This window comes from Microbacterium sp., assembly GCF_035556355.1.
Taxonomy (GTDB): domain Bacteria; phylum Actinomycetota; class Actinomycetes; order Actinomycetales; family Microbacteriaceae; genus Microbacterium.
Map to the genome: position 1 here is coordinate 57622 of NZ_DATMFG010000018.1, position 18315 is coordinate 75936.

At 71.7% G+C, this 18315-nt stretch carries 17 protein-coding genes; 6 read left to right on the plus strand and 11 right to left on the minus strand.

Annotated features, from left to right (window positions below):
- The first annotated feature begins 140 nt into the window (after positions 1–140).
- A complete protein-coding gene (locus VNR19_RS03655) occupies positions 141–815 on the plus strand; it encodes a TetR/AcrR family transcriptional regulator (RefSeq protein WP_325723999.1) in 675 nt (224 codons plus the stop codon).
- A 39-nt stretch (positions 816–854) separates the two neighbouring features.
- On the opposite strand, the gene VNR19_RS03660 is transcribed toward VNR19_RS03655, so the two are convergent.
- Positions 855–1178, minus strand: coding sequence for a cupin domain-containing protein (locus VNR19_RS03660; protein ID WP_325724001.1), 324 nt, complete (start codon positions 1176–1178; stop codon positions 855–857).
- Positions 1179–1375: 197 nt separating this feature from the next.
- Between VNR19_RS03660 and VNR19_RS03665 the strand changes: the two genes are divergently transcribed.
- The 3 genes from VNR19_RS03665 (at position 1376) to VNR19_RS03675 (ending at position 5717) form a co-directional block, all read left to right on the plus strand.
- Entirely contained in the window at positions 1376–1582 is a 207-nt protein-coding gene (locus tag VNR19_RS03665) for a hypothetical protein (RefSeq protein WP_325724003.1), read from the plus strand.
- 47 nt (positions 1583–1629) lie between these two features.
- A complete protein-coding gene (locus VNR19_RS03670; protein ID WP_325724005.1) occupies positions 1630–4548 on the plus strand; it encodes a helix-turn-helix transcriptional regulator in 2919 nt (972 codons plus the stop codon).
- Positions 4549–4670: 122 nt separating this feature from the next.
- A complete protein-coding gene (locus VNR19_RS03675) occupies positions 4671–5717 on the plus strand; it encodes an ATP-dependent DNA ligase (RefSeq protein ID WP_325724006.1) in 1047 nt (348 codons plus the stop codon).
- 12 nt (positions 5718–5729) lie between these two features.
- Here VNR19_RS03675 and VNR19_RS03680 read toward each other — a convergent pair whose 3' ends face one another.
- From VNR19_RS03680 to ligD, 3 genes are all read right to left on the minus strand, one after another.
- Positions 5730–7307 (minus strand): aspartate:alanine exchanger family transporter, encoded by a 1578-nt coding sequence (locus tag VNR19_RS03680; protein WP_325724007.1) that lies wholly within the window; start codon positions 7305–7307, stop codon positions 5730–5732.
- Positions 7308–7386: 79 nt separating this feature from the next.
- Positions 7387–7851 carry a nitroreductase family deazaflavin-dependent oxidoreductase gene (locus VNR19_RS03685; protein ID WP_325724011.1) on the minus strand — a complete coding sequence of 155 codons (465 nt, stop codon included), beginning with the start codon at positions 7849–7851 and terminating at the stop codon, positions 7387–7389.
- Positions 7848–8891 (minus strand): non-homologous end-joining DNA ligase, encoded by a 1044-nt coding sequence (ligD, locus tag VNR19_RS03690; RefSeq protein WP_325724013.1) that lies wholly within the window; start codon positions 8889–8891, stop codon positions 7848–7850. Before ligD ends, VNR19_RS03685 begins: the two co-directional genes overlap by 4 nt.
- 85 nt (positions 8892–8976) lie before the next feature.
- On the opposite strand from ligD, the gene VNR19_RS03695 reads away from it, so the two are divergent.
- Complete coding sequence (locus VNR19_RS03695; protein ID WP_325724015.1) at positions 8977–9993, plus strand: SseB family protein; 1017 nt, start codon at positions 8977–8979, stop codon at positions 9991–9993.
- A gap of 25 nt (positions 9994–10018) precedes the next feature.
- Here VNR19_RS03695 and VNR19_RS03700 read toward each other — a convergent pair whose 3' ends face one another.
- The 5 genes from VNR19_RS03700 to VNR19_RS03720 all read right to left on the minus strand — a co-directional run bounded on the left by VNR19_RS03700 (position 10019) and on the right by VNR19_RS03720 (position 14887).
- Entirely contained in the window at positions 10019–11014 is a 996-nt protein-coding gene (locus VNR19_RS03700; protein ID WP_325724017.1) for an alpha/beta hydrolase, read from the minus strand.
- Between the two features lie 48 nt (positions 11015–11062).
- On the minus strand, positions 11063–12436 hold the full coding sequence (locus VNR19_RS03705) for an FAD-dependent oxidoreductase (RefSeq protein ID WP_325724019.1): 1374 nt from the start codon (positions 12434–12436) through the stop codon (positions 11063–11065).
- Between the two features lie 63 nt (positions 12437–12499).
- A complete protein-coding gene (locus VNR19_RS03710; protein ID WP_325032500.1) occupies positions 12500–13555 on the minus strand; it encodes a polyprenyl synthetase family protein in 1056 nt (351 codons plus the stop codon).
- A 9-nt stretch (positions 13556–13564) separates the two neighbouring features.
- A complete protein-coding gene (locus VNR19_RS03715; protein WP_325724021.1) occupies positions 13565–14323 on the minus strand; it encodes a demethylmenaquinone methyltransferase in 759 nt (252 codons plus the stop codon).
- A 9-nt stretch (positions 14324–14332) separates the two neighbouring features.
- On the minus strand, positions 14333–14887 hold the full coding sequence (locus VNR19_RS03720) for a DUF402 domain-containing protein (protein ID WP_325724023.1): 555 nt from the start codon (positions 14885–14887) through the stop codon (positions 14333–14335).
- 211 nt (positions 14888–15098) lie between these two features.
- Between VNR19_RS03720 and VNR19_RS03725 the strand changes: the two genes are divergently transcribed.
- Positions 15099–16400 (plus strand): isochorismate synthase, encoded by a 1302-nt coding sequence (locus VNR19_RS03725; protein ID WP_414684115.1) that lies wholly within the window; start codon positions 15099–15101, stop codon positions 16398–16400.
- Between the two features lie 51 nt (positions 16401–16451).
- Here VNR19_RS03725 and VNR19_RS03730 read toward each other — a convergent pair whose 3' ends face one another.
- The gene (locus VNR19_RS03730; RefSeq protein WP_325724026.1) at positions 16452–17279 is read right to left on the minus strand and encodes an ABC transporter permease; all 828 of its coding nucleotides are present in this window, start codon (positions 17277–17279) and stop codon (positions 16452–16454) included.
- Positions 17276–18313 (minus strand): ABC transporter ATP-binding protein, encoded by a 1038-nt coding sequence (locus VNR19_RS03735; RefSeq protein ID WP_325724027.1) that lies wholly within the window; start codon positions 18311–18313, stop codon positions 17276–17278. The genes VNR19_RS03730 and VNR19_RS03735 overlap by 4 nt, the downstream gene beginning before the upstream one ends.
- Between the last annotated feature and the right edge of the window lie 2 nt (positions 18314–18315).

An 18315-nucleotide genomic window follows, 5' to 3' on the forward strand; every position in this document is an offset into this window, starting at 1 on the left:
AACTCCGGAACACCGCGGCACACGCCTCCGGAATCGGCGGATTCCGCGGGCAGCGCCACGAAACTCCGGAGCTGGGCACGCGGCAGCCACCCGCCGCGTCCCGCGGGCGCGCGGCACAGCCGTGCTCTAGGCTCATGCCGATGACAGACCTCGAACAGAGCTCGGCGTCGCGCACGGCGGTGATCGCCGCCGCCGTGGAGCTGTTCGCCGAGCGGGGCTACGACCAGACGTCGGTGGATCAGATCGCGAAGGCCGCCGGCGTGTCGCGCTCGACCTTCTTCCGTCAGTTCGGCGGCAAGGAGGACGTGATCTTCGCCGACCACGAGGCGCTGCTCGAACAGCTGCGGGCGTTCCTGTCGAAGCCGCACGAGAATCCGTGGCAGGCGGTGTACGAGGCATCCGTCATCGCCTTCCGGCACTTCGCGCGTGACCCCGAGCTCGCACGCCGTCGCTACACGGTCGTGCGGCAGGTGCCGGCGCTGCGCAATCGCGAGATCGTCGCGGTCTTCCGCTACGAGCGCCTGTTCGACGAGTACCTGCGCGAGGCGCTTCCCGGGCTCGACCCCGTCGACGCCGTCGGCTTTGCGGCGCTCGTCACGGCCGTGCACAACCACGTGCTGCGGCGGTTGCTGCGCGGCACGAAGCGCGTGCCGGTCTCCGTGCTGCAGGCGGCGCTCGACAACGCGATGCGCCGGTTCGGCGTGCATCCCGATCCGCCGGACGCCCCCGCCGACGACGACGTCATGGTCGCGGTCTTCCCGAGACGGATGCCGGCGGCCGAGGTCGCCCGCCGCCTGTCATCGACCCTCGGCTGACGGCGGCACCCGGCAGGACCCGACGCCGAACAGCGCGGGTCACTCCCCGCGAAGCGTGTGCTCGGCCGGACCGAACACGACGATCACGGTGAGGTCCTCCTCTACGTCGATGAATCGGTGCTCCTCGCCCGCGGGCACGAACAGCACAGCACCGGCGGATGCGTCGGCGACCGCATCCGGTGTCGACAGCTTCGCGCGCCCGGAGAGCACGATGTAGACCTCGTCCTCGGTGTGCGGCTGCTGCGGATCGACAGCTCCCGCCGGGATGCTGTACGTGCCGAGGCTCAAGTGCGGAACCCGCAGATTCTCGCGGTAGCTCGCTTGCGTCGCGGCGGCGAACACGCCCGCGTCGATGACCTTCATGTCGTCCTCCCGACGCCCATCCTGCCCATGCGGGGCGCACCGTCGACCGGGCCGATCCGCTCTTCGCGGCCTGCCCGATTCCGGCGCGCCTGAGCGCCCCGCCGCCGAAGATAGGGCGTTCGCCCGATACGGTCGCCCCTCCTTAGGGACGACCGTAGGTGTCGTGGCCGGCAGTGCACCGGCCCTCGGAGGTCGACATGAACGAGATGGTCTTCGCCGCGAGCGTGCTCAACGAGCGCCGTACCGAAGCTCTGCGGCGCGAGAACGAGCTGCTGCTCCGGGTGCGCGAACGCCAGCAGGGGCCCGACGCGTCCCGGGCGGCACCCTCTCCCGCGGAGGCGGCGCCGAGTGCGCGGTCACGAGGGGCGGACAGGGACCGGACGCGGCGTCCGCAGCACGCGTGATGCCGCATTCAGGGTCCACTGCCCCGCTTGCCGGAAGGTGACACGATATGTTCATGCGCCCCACGGGGACTCCATCGGTCATGGTCGGCCGCGGCGCGGAGCTGCGCACGCTGCTCGACGCGTTCGACGACGGCCGTCGCGGACGCCCGCGAGCCGTGCTCGTGCGAGGAGAAGCCGGCATCGGCAAGACCCGTCTCGTGCAGGAGCTGCTCGCGCAGGCGGCGGCGCGCCGCGACGAGGGGCTCCCGCTGGTGGTCGCGATCGGCCAGTGCGTCGACCTCGGTCCGATCGGCGCGCCCTTCGGGCCGATCCGCCGCATCCTGCGCGATCTGCACGGCGAGGTCGGCACCGACGCGCTGCGCGAGGCGGCGGGGTCGCCCGCCGCGGTGACCGCGCTCGCCGCACTCGTGCCGGGCCTCGCAGGGGAGGCTCCTGGCGACGACGAGCAGGCGGGCGAGTTCGCGGAGGCGATCGAGGTCGTGCTCGAGAACCTGTCGGCGACACGTCACGTCGTGATCGTCATCGAAGACCTGCAATGGGCGGATGCCGCGACCTTCGCGCTCCTCAAGACGCTCGCCAGCACGCTCCGGGGCCGCCACCTCACGATCGTGTCGACGTACCGGTCCGACGACATCGACCGGTTCCACCCGCTGCATCCCGTGCTCGCCGAGCTCGACCGCACGCCCGGCCTCGTGCGCGTCGACCTCGAGCCGCTCTCGTTCGCCGAGGTCGCCGAGCAGGTGAGCATCCTCACCGACGACGCCGTCGATCCGCAGGACGTCGAGCGCCTCGCCGAGCGCAGCGGCGGGGTCCCGTTCCTCGTCGAGGAGCTCGTGGACCTCGGCGACCGCGGGCTCCCCGACACGCTGCGCGACCTCGTGCTCGCGCGCTACACGCGACTGACCGACCCCGCCCAGGAGACCGTGCGCGCGATGGCCGCGGGCGGCATGCACGTCGACCACGACGTGCTCGCCGCGGTGTCGACGCTCGACGACCGCACGCTCGACCGCGCGCTCCGCGAGGCGATCGACGCGCGCGTCATCTTGGCCTCCGGCGCGGGCTATTCGTTCCGTCACGCGCTCACGCGCGAAGCGGTCCACGGCGAGATGCTGCCCAGCGAGCGCGTGCGCGTGCACCGCGCCTTCGCGCAGTACCTGCAGCGGAGCCGGCCGGACGACTCCCCCGACGACGTGTCGGCGGTCGCCGAGCACTGGCTCGCCGCGCGCGACCTCACGGCCGCCTTCGACGCGACGGTGCGCGCGCTGCGTCTCTCGCGCGCGAGCTTCGCGCCCGCGACATCCGTCAAGCTCGCGGAGCGCCTGACGGAACTGTGGGACCAGGTGCCGGATGCCGAGGAGCGCGCGGGCACGACGCGTCAGGCGCTGCACCTCGAGGCGGCGCAGGCATGGCACGACCTGGGCGACGCGCGACGCGCGCTGCGCTCCGCGAACGAAGGGCTCGCGGTGTGCGGCGACGACCCGCTCACTCGCGCGGCGCTGCTGAGGCAGAGGTTCGTCCACGTGTTCAACGCGGAGTACCGCGTCCAGCGCGAGGACCTCGAGGAGGCCGTGCGGCTGCTCGAGGGCATCGACTCCGCGCCGGCGAAGGCGCTCATGTCGCGGGTCATGTCGAACCTCGCGATCAGCGAACACGGCCAGGAGGCCGCCGAGCATGCGCGTCGCGCGATCGAGCTCGCCGAGGCGGCGGGGGACGATGCCGCGCTCGCGGTCGCGCTCACGATCGAGAGCTGGCGCATCGCGGGAGACGAGGACGACCAGTCCGCCGCCCTCGCGCCGCTCGAGCGGGCCGTGGCGCTCAGGCTCGAGCCGCCGCTGCGCGCCTACGCCGGCAGCGCGCACATCGATCAGCTCGCGAACCTCGGCCGGTTCGCGGAGGCGGCCGAAGTCGGCGAGCGGTACTACGCCGAGGTCGTCCGCGCCGGCATCGAGCGCGGCTCGGGCACCTCGATCGCCCTGAGCCTCGCGTTCGCACTGCTCGCCGCCGGGCGGTGGGAGGACGCGCTCGCGTACACGACGCGCGCACGGCGCCTCACCGACCGCGCCGCGCGCGCGTGGGTCGCGCGCGTCGTGGCCAACCACCTGTCGTGGAACGACCAGCCGGACGCGCGCGCCGAGCTGCTCGCGAGCGAGCGCGGCGGGATGGCGGAGGTCACCGCCCTCAAACCCAAGAAGCGCGCCTGGTGGCGTATCGAGGAAGCGGACGCGGCGCTCGAGTTCTCCGTCGGCCGCCCCTCCCCCGAGGCCGAGGAACGCCGCCGCGAGGCGCTCGCAGGCGTGCTCGAGGTCGTCGAGGGCGACGCCGAGCCCACTCCACGCCGATACGCCGCCGTCGCGGCGTCCCTGCTCATCGCGAGCGCGCCCGACGAGCACGAGGACGGGCGGGAGCGGCTGCTGAGCGCTCTCGACGACTGGCCCGATCACGAGATCAACCGCCGGTGGGTCGACTACGCGCGAGCCGCACTCGGCGACACAGGACCCCCCGACGAGCGGGTCGCGCGCTGGCGCGCGGTCGTCGCGGAGTTGCCCGGGAGCGGACTCTACGCGTGGCATGCGCAGGTCGCGCGACTGCGTCTCGCCGAGGCGCTCATCGCGGACGGCGAGCGCGACGAAGCCGCGCACATCCTCGAGCGCATCGTCGACGAGGCTCCCGCACAGGGCGTCGCGCGCGTCGCGCGCTGGGCGAGGGAGCTGGGTGCGCACGCGCGTTTACTCGGCGGGTCGGATGCGGCCGCGGCATCCGGCGTCATAGCGACCCTGACCCCGCGCGAGCTGCAGGTGCTCGAGCTCGTGGCCGAGGGCCTCACGAACTCCGAGATCGGCCGGCGCCTGTTCATCAGCCCGAAGACCGCCTCGGTGCACGTGTCGGCGATCCTCGCGAAGGTCGGTGCGGCGAACCGCGCCGAGGCGGCGGCGATCTTCGCCGCGTCGAGCCCCTCCGCCTCCTGAGACTGCGGGCGCCGCATCCGCGCCGCCCACCGGGTGCGCGCCGACAGCCTCGCGGTCGTCTCCGACACCGGGCGGTGACGCGGGCCCTGTGCCGCGTCGGCGGGCCACGGCAGGATGGACGCATGCCCTACGACATCCCCGCGCCGATGCTCGCGAAGTCGGTCCCCGAGGTGCCTCCGCCCGACGCCGCGCCCGGCGGACTCAGTTACGAGCCGAAATGGGACGGGTTCCGGGCGCTCGTGTCGTGGGACGGCTCGAACGTCGAGATCGGCAGTCGCGGAGCGAAGCCGCTCACGCGGTACTTCCCCGAGCTCGTCGACGCATTCTCGCAGCTGCTGCCCGAGCCGTGCCTCATCGACGGAGAGGTCGTCGTGCCGAAGGGCGAGCCCGGTTCGCAGCGCCTCGACTGGGAGTCGCTCACGCAGCGAATCCATCCCGCCTCGTCGCGCGTCGCGAAGCTGTCGGTCGAGACGCCGGCCATGTTCATCGCGTTCGACCTGCTGGCGCGCGGAGACCGTGATCTGCAGGGTGAGCCGTTCGCGACGCGGCGCGCCGAGCTGGTCGACCTGCTCGGCGAGCTCACCCATCCCATCCACGTGACGCGCACGACCGACGATCCGGAGGTCGCGCGGCGATGGCTGTCCGAGTTCGAGGGCGCAGGTCTCGACGGCGTCATCGCGAAGCCCCTCGACCAGCCGTACGCGCCCAACAAGCGCACGATGTTCAAGATCAAGCACGTCCGCACGGCGGATGTCGTCGCGATGGGCTACCGCGTGCACAAGTCCGGGCAGGGCGTCGGCTCGCTCCTCGTCGGCCTGTACTCCGACGACGGCGAGCTGTACCCGGTGGGCGGCGTCGCGGCGTGGAGCAACAAGAAGCGGCTCGAGCTCGTCGAGGAGCTCGATCCGCTCGTCGAGCGCGACGCCGACGGCAACCCGCTCCGGAACGAGGGCGAGAAGTCGCGCTTCACCCCGTCGCGGGCCGACTCATCGTTCGTGCGGCTGCGCCCGGAGCGCGTGCTCGAGGTGCGGTACGACCAGCTCGAGGGCTGGCGTTTCCGTCACACCGTGCAGTTCGAGCGCTGGCGTCCCGATCGCGATCCGCGCTCGTGCACGTACGACCAACTCGAGACGGTGTCGGCCTACGATCTCGCCGACGTGCTCGACTGACGTGCGCGGGGTTCACAGCGTCACGAGCACCTGCGCGAGCAGGATCTTCACGACCATGGCAGCGGGATAGACCAGGCTGTACCCCAGCGCGACCCGCACGTCGTGGCCCGTGCGGCTGTTCGCGAATGCGAGGATCGCGGGGTTCGTCTGCGCCCCCGCGATCGCTCCCGAGAGCCGCGTGCCGCCGAGTCGGAACACGTGGCGCAGCATGAGGTACGTGCCGAGCATCGCGACGAGGGTGACGACCGCTCCGATGAGCAGGAGCGTCACGATCTCGCCCGACACGATCGCGCTGACGATGAGGGATCCTGCCTTCGTGCCCGCGAAGGCGAGGAAGATGAGCAGACCGAGCTCGGCGAGGACGTTCGCGGCGGTGTTGGGCAATGCGGTGACGAGCGGACCGATGCGCCCGATGCGTCCCATGATGAGCCCGACGACGAGCGCGCCGGCGGCGAAGCCGAGGCCGAAGTATCCGCCTCCGGGCAGCGGGATCCGGATCGCTCCGATGACCAGACCCAGTGCGATGCCGAGGCCGAGCGCGACCGGGTTCGTGTCGGCCATGCCGCGCTCGGAGTCGCCGAGGAACTCCGACACCGCGGCCATCGACCGCTTGGGGCCGACGACGCGCAGACGGTCGCCCTGCAGCACGACGAAGTCCGGCGTGGCGACGAAGTCGACGTCTCCGCGGCGCACGCGGACGATCGTTGCGCCGAGTCGTTCCCGAAGATGGAGGCTCGCGATGGTGCGGCCCGCCAGCCGTGGGTTGGAGAGGATGATGCGACGGAAGTCGAGCTCGGAGCGCTGTCCGACGATGTCGACCGCCGCCGTGTGGCCGATCTCGTCGCTGACCTCCTGCACCGCGTCGCTCGGGCCCACCACGTTGACCACGGACCCCGGCGTGAGCGGCGTGTCGGGCCCGACAGCCTCGATCTCGCCGTCTTTGGGCAGCACGCGTGAGAACAGCACGCGCCGCCCGTGGCGCTTCGACAGCTCGTCGGCGGTCGGCATCGAGGTCGTGTCGACCTCGACGGCCTTGTCGACGAGCGGCGCCGGGCGGTCGGTGTCTTCCGCGCGGTGACGGAGGGCGAGCGCCGCCACGATCATCGCCCCGATCACGCCGAAGATGTACGCGCTCGCATAGCCGACCGTGGCCTCGGCGCTGCCGCCGGTTGCCGCCAGCGCGGGGGTGTTCGTCACCGCACCCGCGAAGGTTCCCGCGATCGTCACGGGCGACACGCCCAGCCACACCCCGAGCCCGTAGGCGACGGCCGCGCCGACGATGAGGATGCCCGTGACCACGAGCATGAGCGCCCATGACGACCGCATCGCGTTGAAGAAGCCCGGGCCGGAGATGACCCCGATGCAGAACGCGAACAGCACCAGACCGACGTCACCGATCGCGGCGGGCAGCTCGATCGAGACGCCGAGCGCGACGCCCCACGCTGTGATCGCCATCCCGACGATCAGCACGGCGACGGCGCCGAGGGACACTCCCCCGACGCGCACCTGTCCGACCGCGGCACCCAACCCGATGAGCAGGAACAGCACGATCACCGGATGCAGCGCCAAGAACTCGAACACGGCGGTCATGGCCCCTCCTGCAAGGGTCGCGACAAGGGCTATCGCGAGTATCCCGCACGCGACGCGCCGCGCACAGGCGCGCGCGGACTCACTCCGGCGGCCCGAACTCGACCAGAGGCATGCGCGCCTCGCCGCCGGCGGCGTAGTCCATCGCCGCCGAAAGGTGCCTCCATGCCCGCGGATGCCTCCTCGCGTAGCGCTCGAGCACCCGCCGCGACTCGTCGGCGTCGAGCATCCGCACCGACGCCGGCACACGGCGAGCCCGACCGATGCTGAGGTACGCGACACCGTTCGCGCGCAGGTTGCGGTACCACTGCGCCCGCTCGCCGAGACCCGACGCGACGCGCACGGCGTTCGGCTCGCGCTCGACCACCTCGACGACGACGTACCTCGGCTCGTGTGACATGCGTCCGAGGTGCTCGATCATCACGAGCCGCTCGCCGAAGATCCACCCGAATCCGGCTCGATACAGCGGGATCGGCAGCCTCGTGAGCCACGGGGTCTGCAGCACGCGGGCGACGAGCCGGTCGATGGGCGAGAAGCGCTCGGTCATCCCTCTTCTTTGGGCCAGTTCTCCGGGTTGATGCGGCTCGGCTGCACGCGCGGCGGCTCGCCGGGCATCTTCGGGAAGTCGGGTGGGAAAGGCAGCTCGCCGAGGCCGTCGTCGAGGTCGCGCTGCCACCACTCGAGGAGCGTGTCGATGCGGCCCGGCTTCGCGAGCAGGTCGGCCCACGGGTCGCCGACGTCGGCCAGTCGTCGGGGAATCGTGCGCACGGTGAACGCGGCCGGGTCGACGCCCGCCTCGAGCTCGTCCCATGTGAGCGGAGTCGAGACGCTCGCGTGCGGCAGCGCGCGCGGGCTGTACGCACCCGCCATCGTGCGGTCGCGGTTCGCCTGGTTGAAGTCGATGAAGATGCGCTCGCCGCGCTCCTCCTTCCACCAGTTCATCGTGACCTTGTCGGGCATGCGCCGCTCGAGCTCGCGTCCGGCGGCGATCACGGCGTGCCGCACGTCGAGGAACTCCCACTCCGGCTCGATCGGGCAGAAGATGTGGATGCCGCGGTTTCCGCTCGTCTTGAGGAACGCCGTCAAGCCCGCCTCGGCGAGCACGTCGCGCATCGCGGGGGCGACGGCCGCGGCATCCGCGAAATCCGTTCCCGGCTGCGGGTCGAGGTCGATGCGCAGCTCGACGGGGTTGTCGGTGTTGGAGACGAGCGACGCCCACGGATGGAACACGATCGTGTTCATCTGCACGGCCCACACGGCCGCAGCGATCTCGGTGAACACGATCTGCGGATGCCGCCGCCCGCTGTTGTACGTCACGGTGCGCGACTCGACGAACGCCGGCGCGCCCTTGGGCGGGTTCTTCGAGTAGAAGCGCTCGCCGTCGACGCCCTCGGGGAACCGCTCGAGCGACACGGGGCGGTTCCCGTTCGCGGCGAGGAAGGGCTCGGCGATCGTGATGAGGTACTCGGCGAGCTCGCGTTTGGTGATGCCGACCTGCGGCCACAGCACGCGGTCGGGGTTCGACACGCTGACCTCGCGTTCGCCGTCGGGGCCGGGCATGGTCAGGGTGATGCGGGGCGAGGCCATGCTCCGACCCTAGGACGCCCCGCCGACGCACGGCACCCCCGCTGACCCGCACGCGACATCCAGGAGCGGCGCATAGGCTCGAGCGATGGCACTCTTCTCGCGCGGCAAGCGCACGCCCGACGAACAGCCCGAATCCGCGGCGCCGTCCGAGACGGACGCAGCAGGCACGGATGCCGCACCCGGCGCCGGCGCACCCGACGCCGGCGCAGTCCCCCACGTCGGCATCTCGGTCTCGACCTACGGCCGCCCCGCCTCCGCCGCGGCGCAGCCCCCGCGGCCCGTGCCGCAGGAGCCTGGAGCGGTCCCCTCGCCCGGCGCGCCCGAAGCACAGGTCCCCGACAACGTCCTCCTGCGCGACGCCCTCGCCGAGCTGCCCGCCGACGCGACCGGCCGCGACGTCATGGCCGTCGCGCGACAGCTGCTGCAGGGGCACCTCTTCCTCCGCGTCAAAGGCGATGCACGAGCACTCCTCGCCGCGGGTGAGAACCTCCCGCTCGCGATGATGACGTCGGGAGACAAGCAGTTCGCGGTCGCATACAGCGGACTGGGCGCGCTGCGCGCGAGCGTGATCGCCGACGGCGACACGGGAACGTCCGCGATGGCGCAGCCCGTGGCATCCGTGTTCCGATACGTCCTCGCTGGCAGGTACTCCGGCCTCGTCATCGACCCGGCGTCGGGTCAGAGCCGCGCGGTGATCCCGCGCGAACTCCTCGAGCGCATCGTCGAGGAGGCGGGCGGCACGGAGTTCCCGATCAAGCGACTGGTCTCGGGTCAGCGCACGCCCGAGACGGCGACCGAGATCGGCCGCGCTCTCGTCGACGCGAAGCTGTGGGTGTCGGTCGGTCAGACCGAGCAGGGCCCCGGCATCTCCGAGGCGCGCACGACCGACGGCAAGCGTCTGCTCGAGATCTTCTCGCACCCGCTCGAGGTCATCGCACTCGATCGCGGCACGCAGCCGGTCCCGATGACGCCCGCGCAGCTCGCAGCCGTGCTCATGACCGAGACGGGTCTCGACGGCGTGCTCATCGACCCCGCGGGGCCCTGGATGAGCCTCACCCGCGACGACCTCGCGCCCGTGCTGGCGCTCGCACCGGAGAGTTAGACGTCCGCCGGTCGCCGACGGGGGCTCACGGATGCCTCGCCGCGAGGCATCCGACGATCCACCGTCTCAGCACGGCGTACGCCTCTGCGCGCGGCGCCGGCCGCGACAGGAACACGTCGTGGATCGCCCCGTCGATGCGCGCGATCGTGACGAGCTTGCCGAGTTTCGTCGCCGACTTCGCGATGTCGTCGACCACGAGCACCGAGTCGCTCGAGGTCATCTCCTCACTCCACGACAGCGGAGGCGTCGACCGGGTCGACAGCAGCACGAGCGTGGGCGCGGCGACGTCGACGCCCGCCGCGATGCGGCGGTGCCCTTCGAGCACGGCCGCGAGCCAGCCGGGATGGATCGGGAATCCGCGCGGCGGACGCCACTCGATGCGGTATCCCGGGACGGGAAGCGCTCCGACCTCCGTCTGCGCGCGCGTGTAGAACCCCATGTCGACGGTCGGCTGCTGCCCGAGCGGGTCGATGCGCGCATGGATGCCGACGAGCGGGTGGATCGCCTGCCGCGCGACCGGCCCGAGTTGGAGTTCGAGCCACGGCGCGTTGAGCACGACGGCGGCGGCACGGCCCGCGTGGCGCGCGGCCCACAGCGACAGTGTCAGCCCGCCCGTCGAGTGTCCGAGCAGCACGAGCCTCCGCGAGCCGTTCGCGCCGGCGCCGTGCCCCATGGCGTCGAGGGCCGCCTCGATGTCGGCGTCGTACTCATCGAGGCGGGCGATGTAGCCCGGCGTCTGACCCGGGCGCATGCTTCGCCCGTACTTGCGCAGATCGAGCGCGTAGAAGCGGGCTCCGAGGCGGTTCCAGAACTCCGCGAGCTCCGTCTGGAAGAAGTAGTCCGACCACCCGTGCACCGCGAGCACATCGACGTCCCGCAGCGGGCTGAACAGCGACAGGAAGGGGTTGCGGATGCTCCGCACGAGCGTCGCGACGACGGGACCCTCATCGTCCTCCCCGAGCGTGAGCGTGAGCTGCTCGAACGGGGCCCCCAGGATGTCGGGGCGCCACTCCTCCGCCATGGCGTCAGCCTATTGCGCGCGGCCGCGCGTGAAGCGAACGGCCCTCGGCTACTCGCCGCGAGAGATCCTCACCATCTCGTCGCGCGGCACGACCTTGATGCGCGCGCGCTCGTGCGGCGCGCCGAGGCCGATCTCATGCCCGTCGAGGCGATGCCAGCCCTCGAGGTCGGTCCACACGACGCCGCGCTCCGCGAGCAGTCTCGGGATCGCGTCCTCGGACGGCTCGACGGGCTGCCACCACGACCCCTGGTCGTTGATGAGGTGGCGGATCGTCTCCATCGCGTCGGACTTCGTGTGGCCGATCAGCCCGACCGGACCGCGCTTGATCCAGCCGGTGGCGTAGACGCCGGGGACGCGCTCGTTCGAGTCCTTGCGGAGCACCTGGCCCTCGTGGTTGGGGATGACTCCGTGGCGCTTGTCGAACGGCACACCGGGCAGCGGAGAGCCGAAGTAGCCGACCGCGCGATAGAGCGCCTGCACCTTCACCTCGCGCAGCTCGCCCGTGCCGATCACGCCGCCCTCGCCGTCCGGCCGGGTGCGCTCGTACACGAACGCGCATACGCGGCCCTCGTCGTCGGTCTTCACCTCGACCGGCTTCGCGTAGAAGTGCAGGTGCAGGCGGCGAGACGCCGTTCCGCCGGCGTTGTTGACCGACGGCCGCTGGCGCCACGACTGCAGCACGCGGTCGATCACCATGACCTGCTTGTTGCTCGCGATCGCGGCCTTCGAGGCCTCGTCGTAGTCGAAGTCCTCGTCGTACACGACCATGTCGACGTCGCGCAGCTCGCCCAGCTCACGCAGCTCGAGCGGCGTGAACTTCACCTGGGCGGGACCGCGGCGGCCGAACACGTGCACGTCGGTGACCTTCGAGGCCTTGAGCCCCGCGTAGACGTTGTCGGGGATCTCGGTGGGCAGCAGGTCGTCGGCGTGCTTGGCGAGCATGCGCGCGACGTCGAGCGCCACGTTGCCGTTGCCGATCACCGCGACCGACTCGGCGTCGAGCGACCACTCGCGCGGCACGTCGGGGTGGCCGTCGTACCAGCTCACGAAGTCGGCCGCGCCGAACGAGTTCTTCGCGTCGATCCCGGGGATGTTGAGCGACGCGTCGTGCACGGCACCCGTCGCGAAGATGACGGCGTTGTAGTGGCGCTTGAGGTCGTCGAGGGTGATGTCCTCGCCGAAGCGCACATTGCCGAAGATGCGGATGTCGCCGCGATCGAGCACCTCACGCAGCGCCGTGATGATGCCCTTGATGCGCGGGTGGTCGGGAGCCACGCCGTAGCGCACGAGCCCGTAAGGTGCGGGCAGCTGCTCGAAGAGGTCGATCGAGACGTCGAACTTGCGCTCGGCCTTCAGGAGGATGTCGGCGGCGTAGATTCCGGCGGGGCCGGCACCGACGATGGCCAGCCTGAGCTTGGTCATGGGGGTCCTTTCGAAGGGGCGCGGTCCTCGTGGGACCGGAGAGGGAGAGCGCGAATGCCGCGACTAGCTGGAGCGGTCGGCGACGGCCTGCGCGAACCGCGTGAGCGCTTCGCGCACGGGCCCGTCGGGCACGGGCGCCAGCGCCTGGATCGCGTCACGCGACCACGAGTTCGCCAGGTCGAGCGTAGCGGCGGTTGCTGAGTGATCTCGCAGGAGAGCCAGGTCGGCGTCGAGCAAGGCGGGGTCGGCGCCCTCGGCGATCGCCGCGACACCCTCGTCGATGCGGCTGCGCAGCGCACGCGACTCGTCGTCGTCGGCGCGGCCGAGCAGGAGGTACGGCATCGTGGGCACGCCCGCGCGCAGGTCGGTGCCGGGCACCTTGCCCGTTTCGCCGGGGTCGGGCGAGAGGTCGATCACGTCGTCGAGCAGCTGGAACGCGACGCCCGCCTTCTCGCCGAACACCGACAGAGGCTTCTGGAGCTCGGTGGGCGCGTTCGAGAAGATGACGCCCGATTCGGCGGCCGCCGCGATGAGCGAGCCGGTCTTGTCGGCGAGCACCTGCAGGTAGAACTCGACGGGGTCGTCGTCGGGCTGCGCGCCGACCGTCTCGTGCATCTGCCCCAGCACGAGTCGCTCGAACGTGTCGGCCTGGAGCCGGATGGCGCGCTCGCCGTTGCGGGCCATGAGCTGGCTCGCGCGCGAGAAGAGCAGGTCGCCGGTGAGGATCGCCACGTTGTTGCCCCACACCGCGTGCGCGCTCGGCACACCGCGGCGGCGGTCGGCGGCGTCCATGACGTCGTCGTGGTACAGCGATCCGAGGTGGGTCAGCTCGAGGGCCGTCGCCGCCTGGACGACCTCGTCGGTCGTGCCCTCGCCGAGCTGCGCGGTCAGCAGCGCCAGGATCGGGCGAATGCGCTTGCCGCCTGCGTCGTACAGATAGCGGCTGGTCGCGTCGGCGAGCGCGTCCGAGACGCGCAGCTCCGTGCGCAGGCACTCGTCGACGCGCTCGAGCCCCGCGTCGACGGTCGCCATCAGCCGGCGGGACCTCGGGCCGGCGAAGATGCGGTCGGTGAGGCCCAGCTTGCTCGCGACACGCGAGCCCGGCGCTGAGGGGGTCACCGTTCCAGCCTAACGATCGCCGCGGGGCTTGACGCCGCGGTGCAGGGCGACGATGCCCAGTGAGAGGTTGCGGTACGCGACATCCGTCCAGCCCGCCTCGCGGATCCACGCAGCCAGCCGGCGCTGGTCGGGCCAGTCCTTGATCGATTCGTTCAGGTAGTCGTACGCGTCGGCGTTCGAGCTCACCGCCTTCGCGACGACGGGGAGCACGCGGTCGTTGTAGAAGCGGTAGAGCCCACGGAAGGCCTTCGACGGCGGGTGCGAGAACTCGCAGATCACGAGCCTTCCGCCGGGCTTGGTCACGCGGAGCAGCTCTCGCAACGCCTTCTTCGGAGCGTTCACGTTGCGCAGGCCGAACGACATCGTCACCGCGTCGAACTCGTCGTCGCCGAAGGGAAGGGCCGTGGCATCCGCTTCGACGAACGAGAGATTGCGGATGCCGCCACCCGGCGCATCCGGACCGTGCCGGCGCCGCCCCTCTGCGATCATGCCGGGCGAGAAATCCGCCGCGACCACGTCGGCGCCGCTGCGGGCGAGCGACACGCTGGACGCCCCCGTGCCCGCCGCGAGATCGAGGATGCGCTCCCCGCGCTTGGGGGCAACGGCACGCGTCGTCGCGACACGCCACATGCGGTCGTTGCCGAGGCTCAGCACGGTGTTGGTGCGGTCGTAGCCGCGCGCGACCTGGTCGAACATGCCGCTCACACGCGCCGGGTCCTTGTGCAGGTCGGCGCGGTTCGGCTGGTGCTCGGGTGTGCTCGCGGTCACCCGTCGAGTCTAGGCGGGCACGGCGGCCGCGAGTCTGTCGAGCCAACGCCGCGCGGTGGAGCGGTCGAACGGAGCGCCACCCTCACGCACGCGCCCCTCGAGGTCGACGGCGAGCGACTCGAGGTGCTCGACGACATCGAGCGGGTACCCGTATTCGACGCGGTGCTCGTCCCACTCGTCGCGGTCGTCGATGAACAGGCCGCGCTCGTCGACGGCCCACACGACGTCGAGGTCCATGTCGATGCCGGTCGGCTCCGGACCGTCCCAGTGCACGTCCCACGCGAGGTCGATGTAGATGCGGTAGGTCGCGGGCGCCGCATTGTGGGTGAGCGCGTAGTCACCGCTCGCGGGGATGAGCGTCACATTGGGACTGATCGCGGTCACGTTGCGGCCGGGGCGATGGCTGCGCCATCCCGCGGGCTGCCCGAACCACTCGCCCCACTCGTCGCTGCCGAGATACACGCACTCGTGCGTCCAGTGGGTGCCGCCGTCCCACTTGCGCCAGCGGAAGATCACGCGCGTGCCGGGTGCGGGCCGCTTCGTGGGGGTGGTCTGCGTGCTCACCGGGTCAGTCTAGGACCGCTCCCGGACGTGGGGTTCAGGTCGCGGTCGGCCTCCCTGTCGCGAAACGAGGACATGCACCGAGATGAGGGCGGATGCCGCGGGCCGGTCCTCGTCCTGCGACTTCCCCTCGCTTCGAGACCGAGGCCCCGGATGCGTGGGCCGCGGCCCGCGGACAGTGGCGATGCCCGTGCGGACGTAGGCTGGAGGAGTGATCGACCCGCAGCGCCCACCGCGACTGGTGGTCGAGACCCGGGAGATCGAACCCGTCGAGGATCTGCTCGCCTACGCCGACCCCGCGGAGCCCCTCGCGTGGCTGCGCCGGTCCGACGGGATCGTGGGCGTCGGCGGCCCGGCCACGTGGATGGAGCGCGGCGGCGACACGGCTCCCGCCGGTTTCGACCCCGACCGCGTGCCACCGCCGGCGGAGACCTGGCGACACGTCGCATCCGGGGCCGAGATCGACGATCCGGTCGGGCTCCCCGGCACCGGGCTCGTCGCGTTCGGCGCGCTCGTGTTCGATCGCCGTTCGCACTCGTCGAGCCGGCTCGTCGTGCCCCGCGCGATCGTCGGGCGGCACCGCGGGCGCTCGTGGGTCACGCGCATCCGAGGGGAGGGCGACGACCGTCCCGAGCCCGTGATCGAGCCCGTCCCCTACGGTCCGTACTGGTCGGGCACCCTCGGTCCGGGTGCGCTCGACCCCGCGGGGTATCAGGACGCCGTGCGCGCAGCGCTCGACGCGATCGCCGCCGGGGAGGTCGGCAAGGTCGTGCTCGCGCGCGATCTCGTCGGAACGATCCCGGCCGGCTCCGACCTGCGCCGACTCGTGCGCGCTCTCGCGAACGACTACCCCGACACGTGGACCTACGCGGTCGACGGCCTCATCGGCGCAAGCCCCGAGACGCTCGTGACGGTGGCGGGCGGTGCTGTCACTGCGCGCGTGCTGGCCGGCACGATCCCGCGCGGGACGGATGCCGACGACGACGCCCACGCGTCGGACGAGCTCGCGCACAGCGCCAAGAACATCGACGAGCACCGGTACGCCGTGCAGAGCGTGCTCGAGGCGCTCCGCCCGCACACGAGCGCTCTTCGCGCCGACGACGAGCCCTTCACGCTCGAGCTGCCGAACCTGTGGCACCTCGCGACGGACGTCGCCGGCGAGCTGCACGACCACGCCTCGGCCCTCGACCTCGTCGAGGCCCTGCACCCGACGGCGGCTGTAGCGGGAACGCCGACGGATGCCGCGGTCGAGCTCATCCGCCGCCTCGAGCCGTTCGACCGCGGCCGCTACGCCGGCCCCGTGGGCTGGGTCGACGCGGCGGGCGACGGCGAGTGGGCGATAGCGCTGCGGTGCGCGCAGATCGGGTCGGGGCCCGTGCAACGGCAGGCGGAGTACAGCGACACGATCCCCGTCGTCGCGCACGCGGGCGCCGGGATCGTCGCGGGCAGCGACCCCGAGGCGGAGCTCATCGAGACGCGCGTGAAGTTCCGCCCGATCGTCGACGCGCTGGCCTGAACAGCAGAGGGTGCCGACCCGGCGGCTGCGGATCGGCACCCCTCCTACGCGTCAGATGGACCGCTGGTACGCGCGGATCGAGCGCACCGCCCACGTGAACGCGAGTGCGGCGAGCGCGACGAGGCCTGCGACCTGGAGCCACGCGGCATCCGGATACTCGCCCGACAGTCCGCCACGGCCCAGCTCGACCGCCCACGTCATCGGGTTCCAGCGCGCGACCGCGGCCACCCAGTCCGGCAGCAGCGCAGACGGCATCATGGTCGTCGACAGGAACGTCGCCGGGAGCACGATCAGCTGCGACAGGCTGATGAGCGCGATCTGGTTGCGCGAGATGAGCGCGATCGCCGTCGACGCGCAGCAGAAGATCGTCGCGAGGAGCGTCGCCACCGCGAGCGCGACGAGCAGTCCGCCGACGCCTCCCGCGTAGCGCGCCCCGCCGAGCCAGCCGATGCCGAGCACGACGAGCGACTGCACGACGTTCACGATGAGCTGCTGTGTGAGCTGTCCTGTGATGATCGCCGAGCGGCGGATCGCAGAGCTCAAGTACTGATCCATGACACCGGAGTTGATGTCGTCGATGTAGCCCGTGCCCGCCCACGCGCCGGAGTACAGGACGGTCATCATCAGGATGCCGGGCACGAGGTACTCGATGTACCCCCCGGTTCCCGCGGCGGCGGCGAACTGCGGCAGGTCGCCCAGCGAGCGGAACACCTGCCCGAACAGCAGGATCCAGATGATCGGCTGCACGAGGGACATCACGGGTCCCCACACCTGCCGGATGGTCACGATGAGCCAGCGCCGAAGCACCTGCCCCGTCTGGGTGAACCATCCCGCGCGCTCGGGCGCCGAGACGGTCGTCGGGATCGCAACGGTGGTCATGCTGCCTCTCCTTCCGTGAAGACCGGCGAGCCGCCGGTCCCTGAGCTTGTCGAAGGGTCGAACGTGTGCCCGACGAAGTGCAGATACACGTCGTCGAGCGACGGGTGCGACGCGGAGACCTGGCCGAACCGGATGCCGGCGGCGTCCAGCGCCGCGATGACCGCGCCGACGGCGGAGGACGCGTCGTCGGCGCGCGCGACGAGGACGCCGTCGACACCGGATGCCTCGACCACGACGTCTCGCAGGCCGCCGACCCGGGCGACCGCCGCTCGCACGGCGGCCGGGTCCGGCTCGATGAGCGAGACGCGCAGCGAGTCGCCGTGGAGCGCCGCCTTGAGGCCGCCGGGCGACCCCTGCACGACGGCGCGGCCGCGGTTCACGATGAGGAGCTCGTCCGCGAGGCGGTCCGCCTCTTCCATGTAGTGCGTCGTGAGCACGACCGTCAGCGAGTCCTCGGCGGACAGCCGCCGGATCTCCGCCCACATCGCCGCACGTGCCTCGGGGTCGAGCCCGGTCGTGGGCTCGTCGAGGAACAGCACGCGCGGGCGGTGCACGAGCGCCGCGGCGACGTCGAGGCGACGGCGCATGCCGCCGGAGAATGTCGACACGGGGCGTGCCGCGGCATCGGCGAGACCGAAGTCGTCGAGCAGCCGCGTCGCGCGCGCCCGCGCGTCGGTGGGCCTGGCACCGCGCATCCGTCCCGCGATCTCGAGGTTCTCGAGCGCGGTCAGCAGCGGGTCGGTGCTCGCGCCCTGCGACACGAGGCCGATCGCGGAGCGAACCGCGTCGGCCTCGCGGGCGACGTCACGACCGGCGACGCGCGCTGTGCCGCTCGTCGGACGCGACAGCGTCGTGAGGATCTTGGTGGTCGTGGACTTGCCGGCGCCGTTCGGACCGAGGAGGCCGAACACGCAGCCCTCGGGAACCGTGAGGCTCAGGCCGTCAAGGGCGCGCACGCCGGGCTTGCGGCCACGGCCGCGGTACACCTTCACGAGGTTCTCGGCGACGATCGCCGGAGTGGTGTTCTCAGGCATGG

Coding starts and splice junctions, on each gene's coding strand:
- VNR19_RS03655 (WP_325723999.1), top strand. CDS start 141: ATGACAGACCTCGAACAGAGCTCGGCGTCGCGCACGGCGGTGATCGCC.
- VNR19_RS03675 (WP_325724006.1), top strand. CDS start 4,671: ATGCCCTACGACATCCCCGCGCCGATGCTCGCGAAGTCGGTCCCCGAG.
- VNR19_RS03670 (WP_325724005.1), top strand. CDS start 1,630: ATGTTCATGCGCCCCACGGGGACTCCATCGGTCATGGTCGGCCGCGGC.
- VNR19_RS03730 (WP_325724026.1), bottom strand. CDS start 17,279: ATGACCACCGTTGCGATCCCGACGACCGTCTCGGCGCCCGAGCGCGCG.
- VNR19_RS03700 (WP_325724017.1), bottom strand. CDS start 11,014: ATGGCGGAGGAGTGGCGCCCCGACATCCTGGGGGCCCCGTTCGAGCAG.
- VNR19_RS03735 (WP_325724027.1), bottom strand. CDS start 18,313: ATGCCTGAGAACACCACTCCGGCGATCGTCGCCGAGAACCTCGTGAAG.
- VNR19_RS03680 (WP_325724007.1), bottom strand. CDS start 7,307: ATGACCGCCGTGTTCGAGTTCTTGGCGCTGCATCCGGTGATCGTGCTG.
- ligD (WP_325724013.1), bottom strand. CDS start 8,891: ATGGCCTCGCCCCGCATCACCCTGACCATGCCCGGCCCCGACGGCGAA.
- VNR19_RS03685 (WP_325724011.1), bottom strand. CDS start 7,851: ATGACCGAGCGCTTCTCGCCCATCGACCGGCTCGTCGCCCGCGTGCTG.
- VNR19_RS03695 (WP_325724015.1), top strand. CDS start 8,977: ATGGCACTCTTCTCGCGCGGCAAGCGCACGCCCGACGAACAGCCCGAA.
- VNR19_RS03660 (WP_325724001.1), bottom strand. CDS start 1,178: ATGAAGGTCATCGACGCGGGCGTGTTCGCCGCCGCGACGCAAGCGAGC.
- VNR19_RS03705 (WP_325724019.1), bottom strand. CDS start 12,436: ATGACCAAGCTCAGGCTGGCCATCGTCGGTGCCGGCCCCGCCGGAATC.
- VNR19_RS03665 (WP_325724003.1), top strand. CDS start 1,376: ATGAACGAGATGGTCTTCGCCGCGAGCGTGCTCAACGAGCGCCGTACC.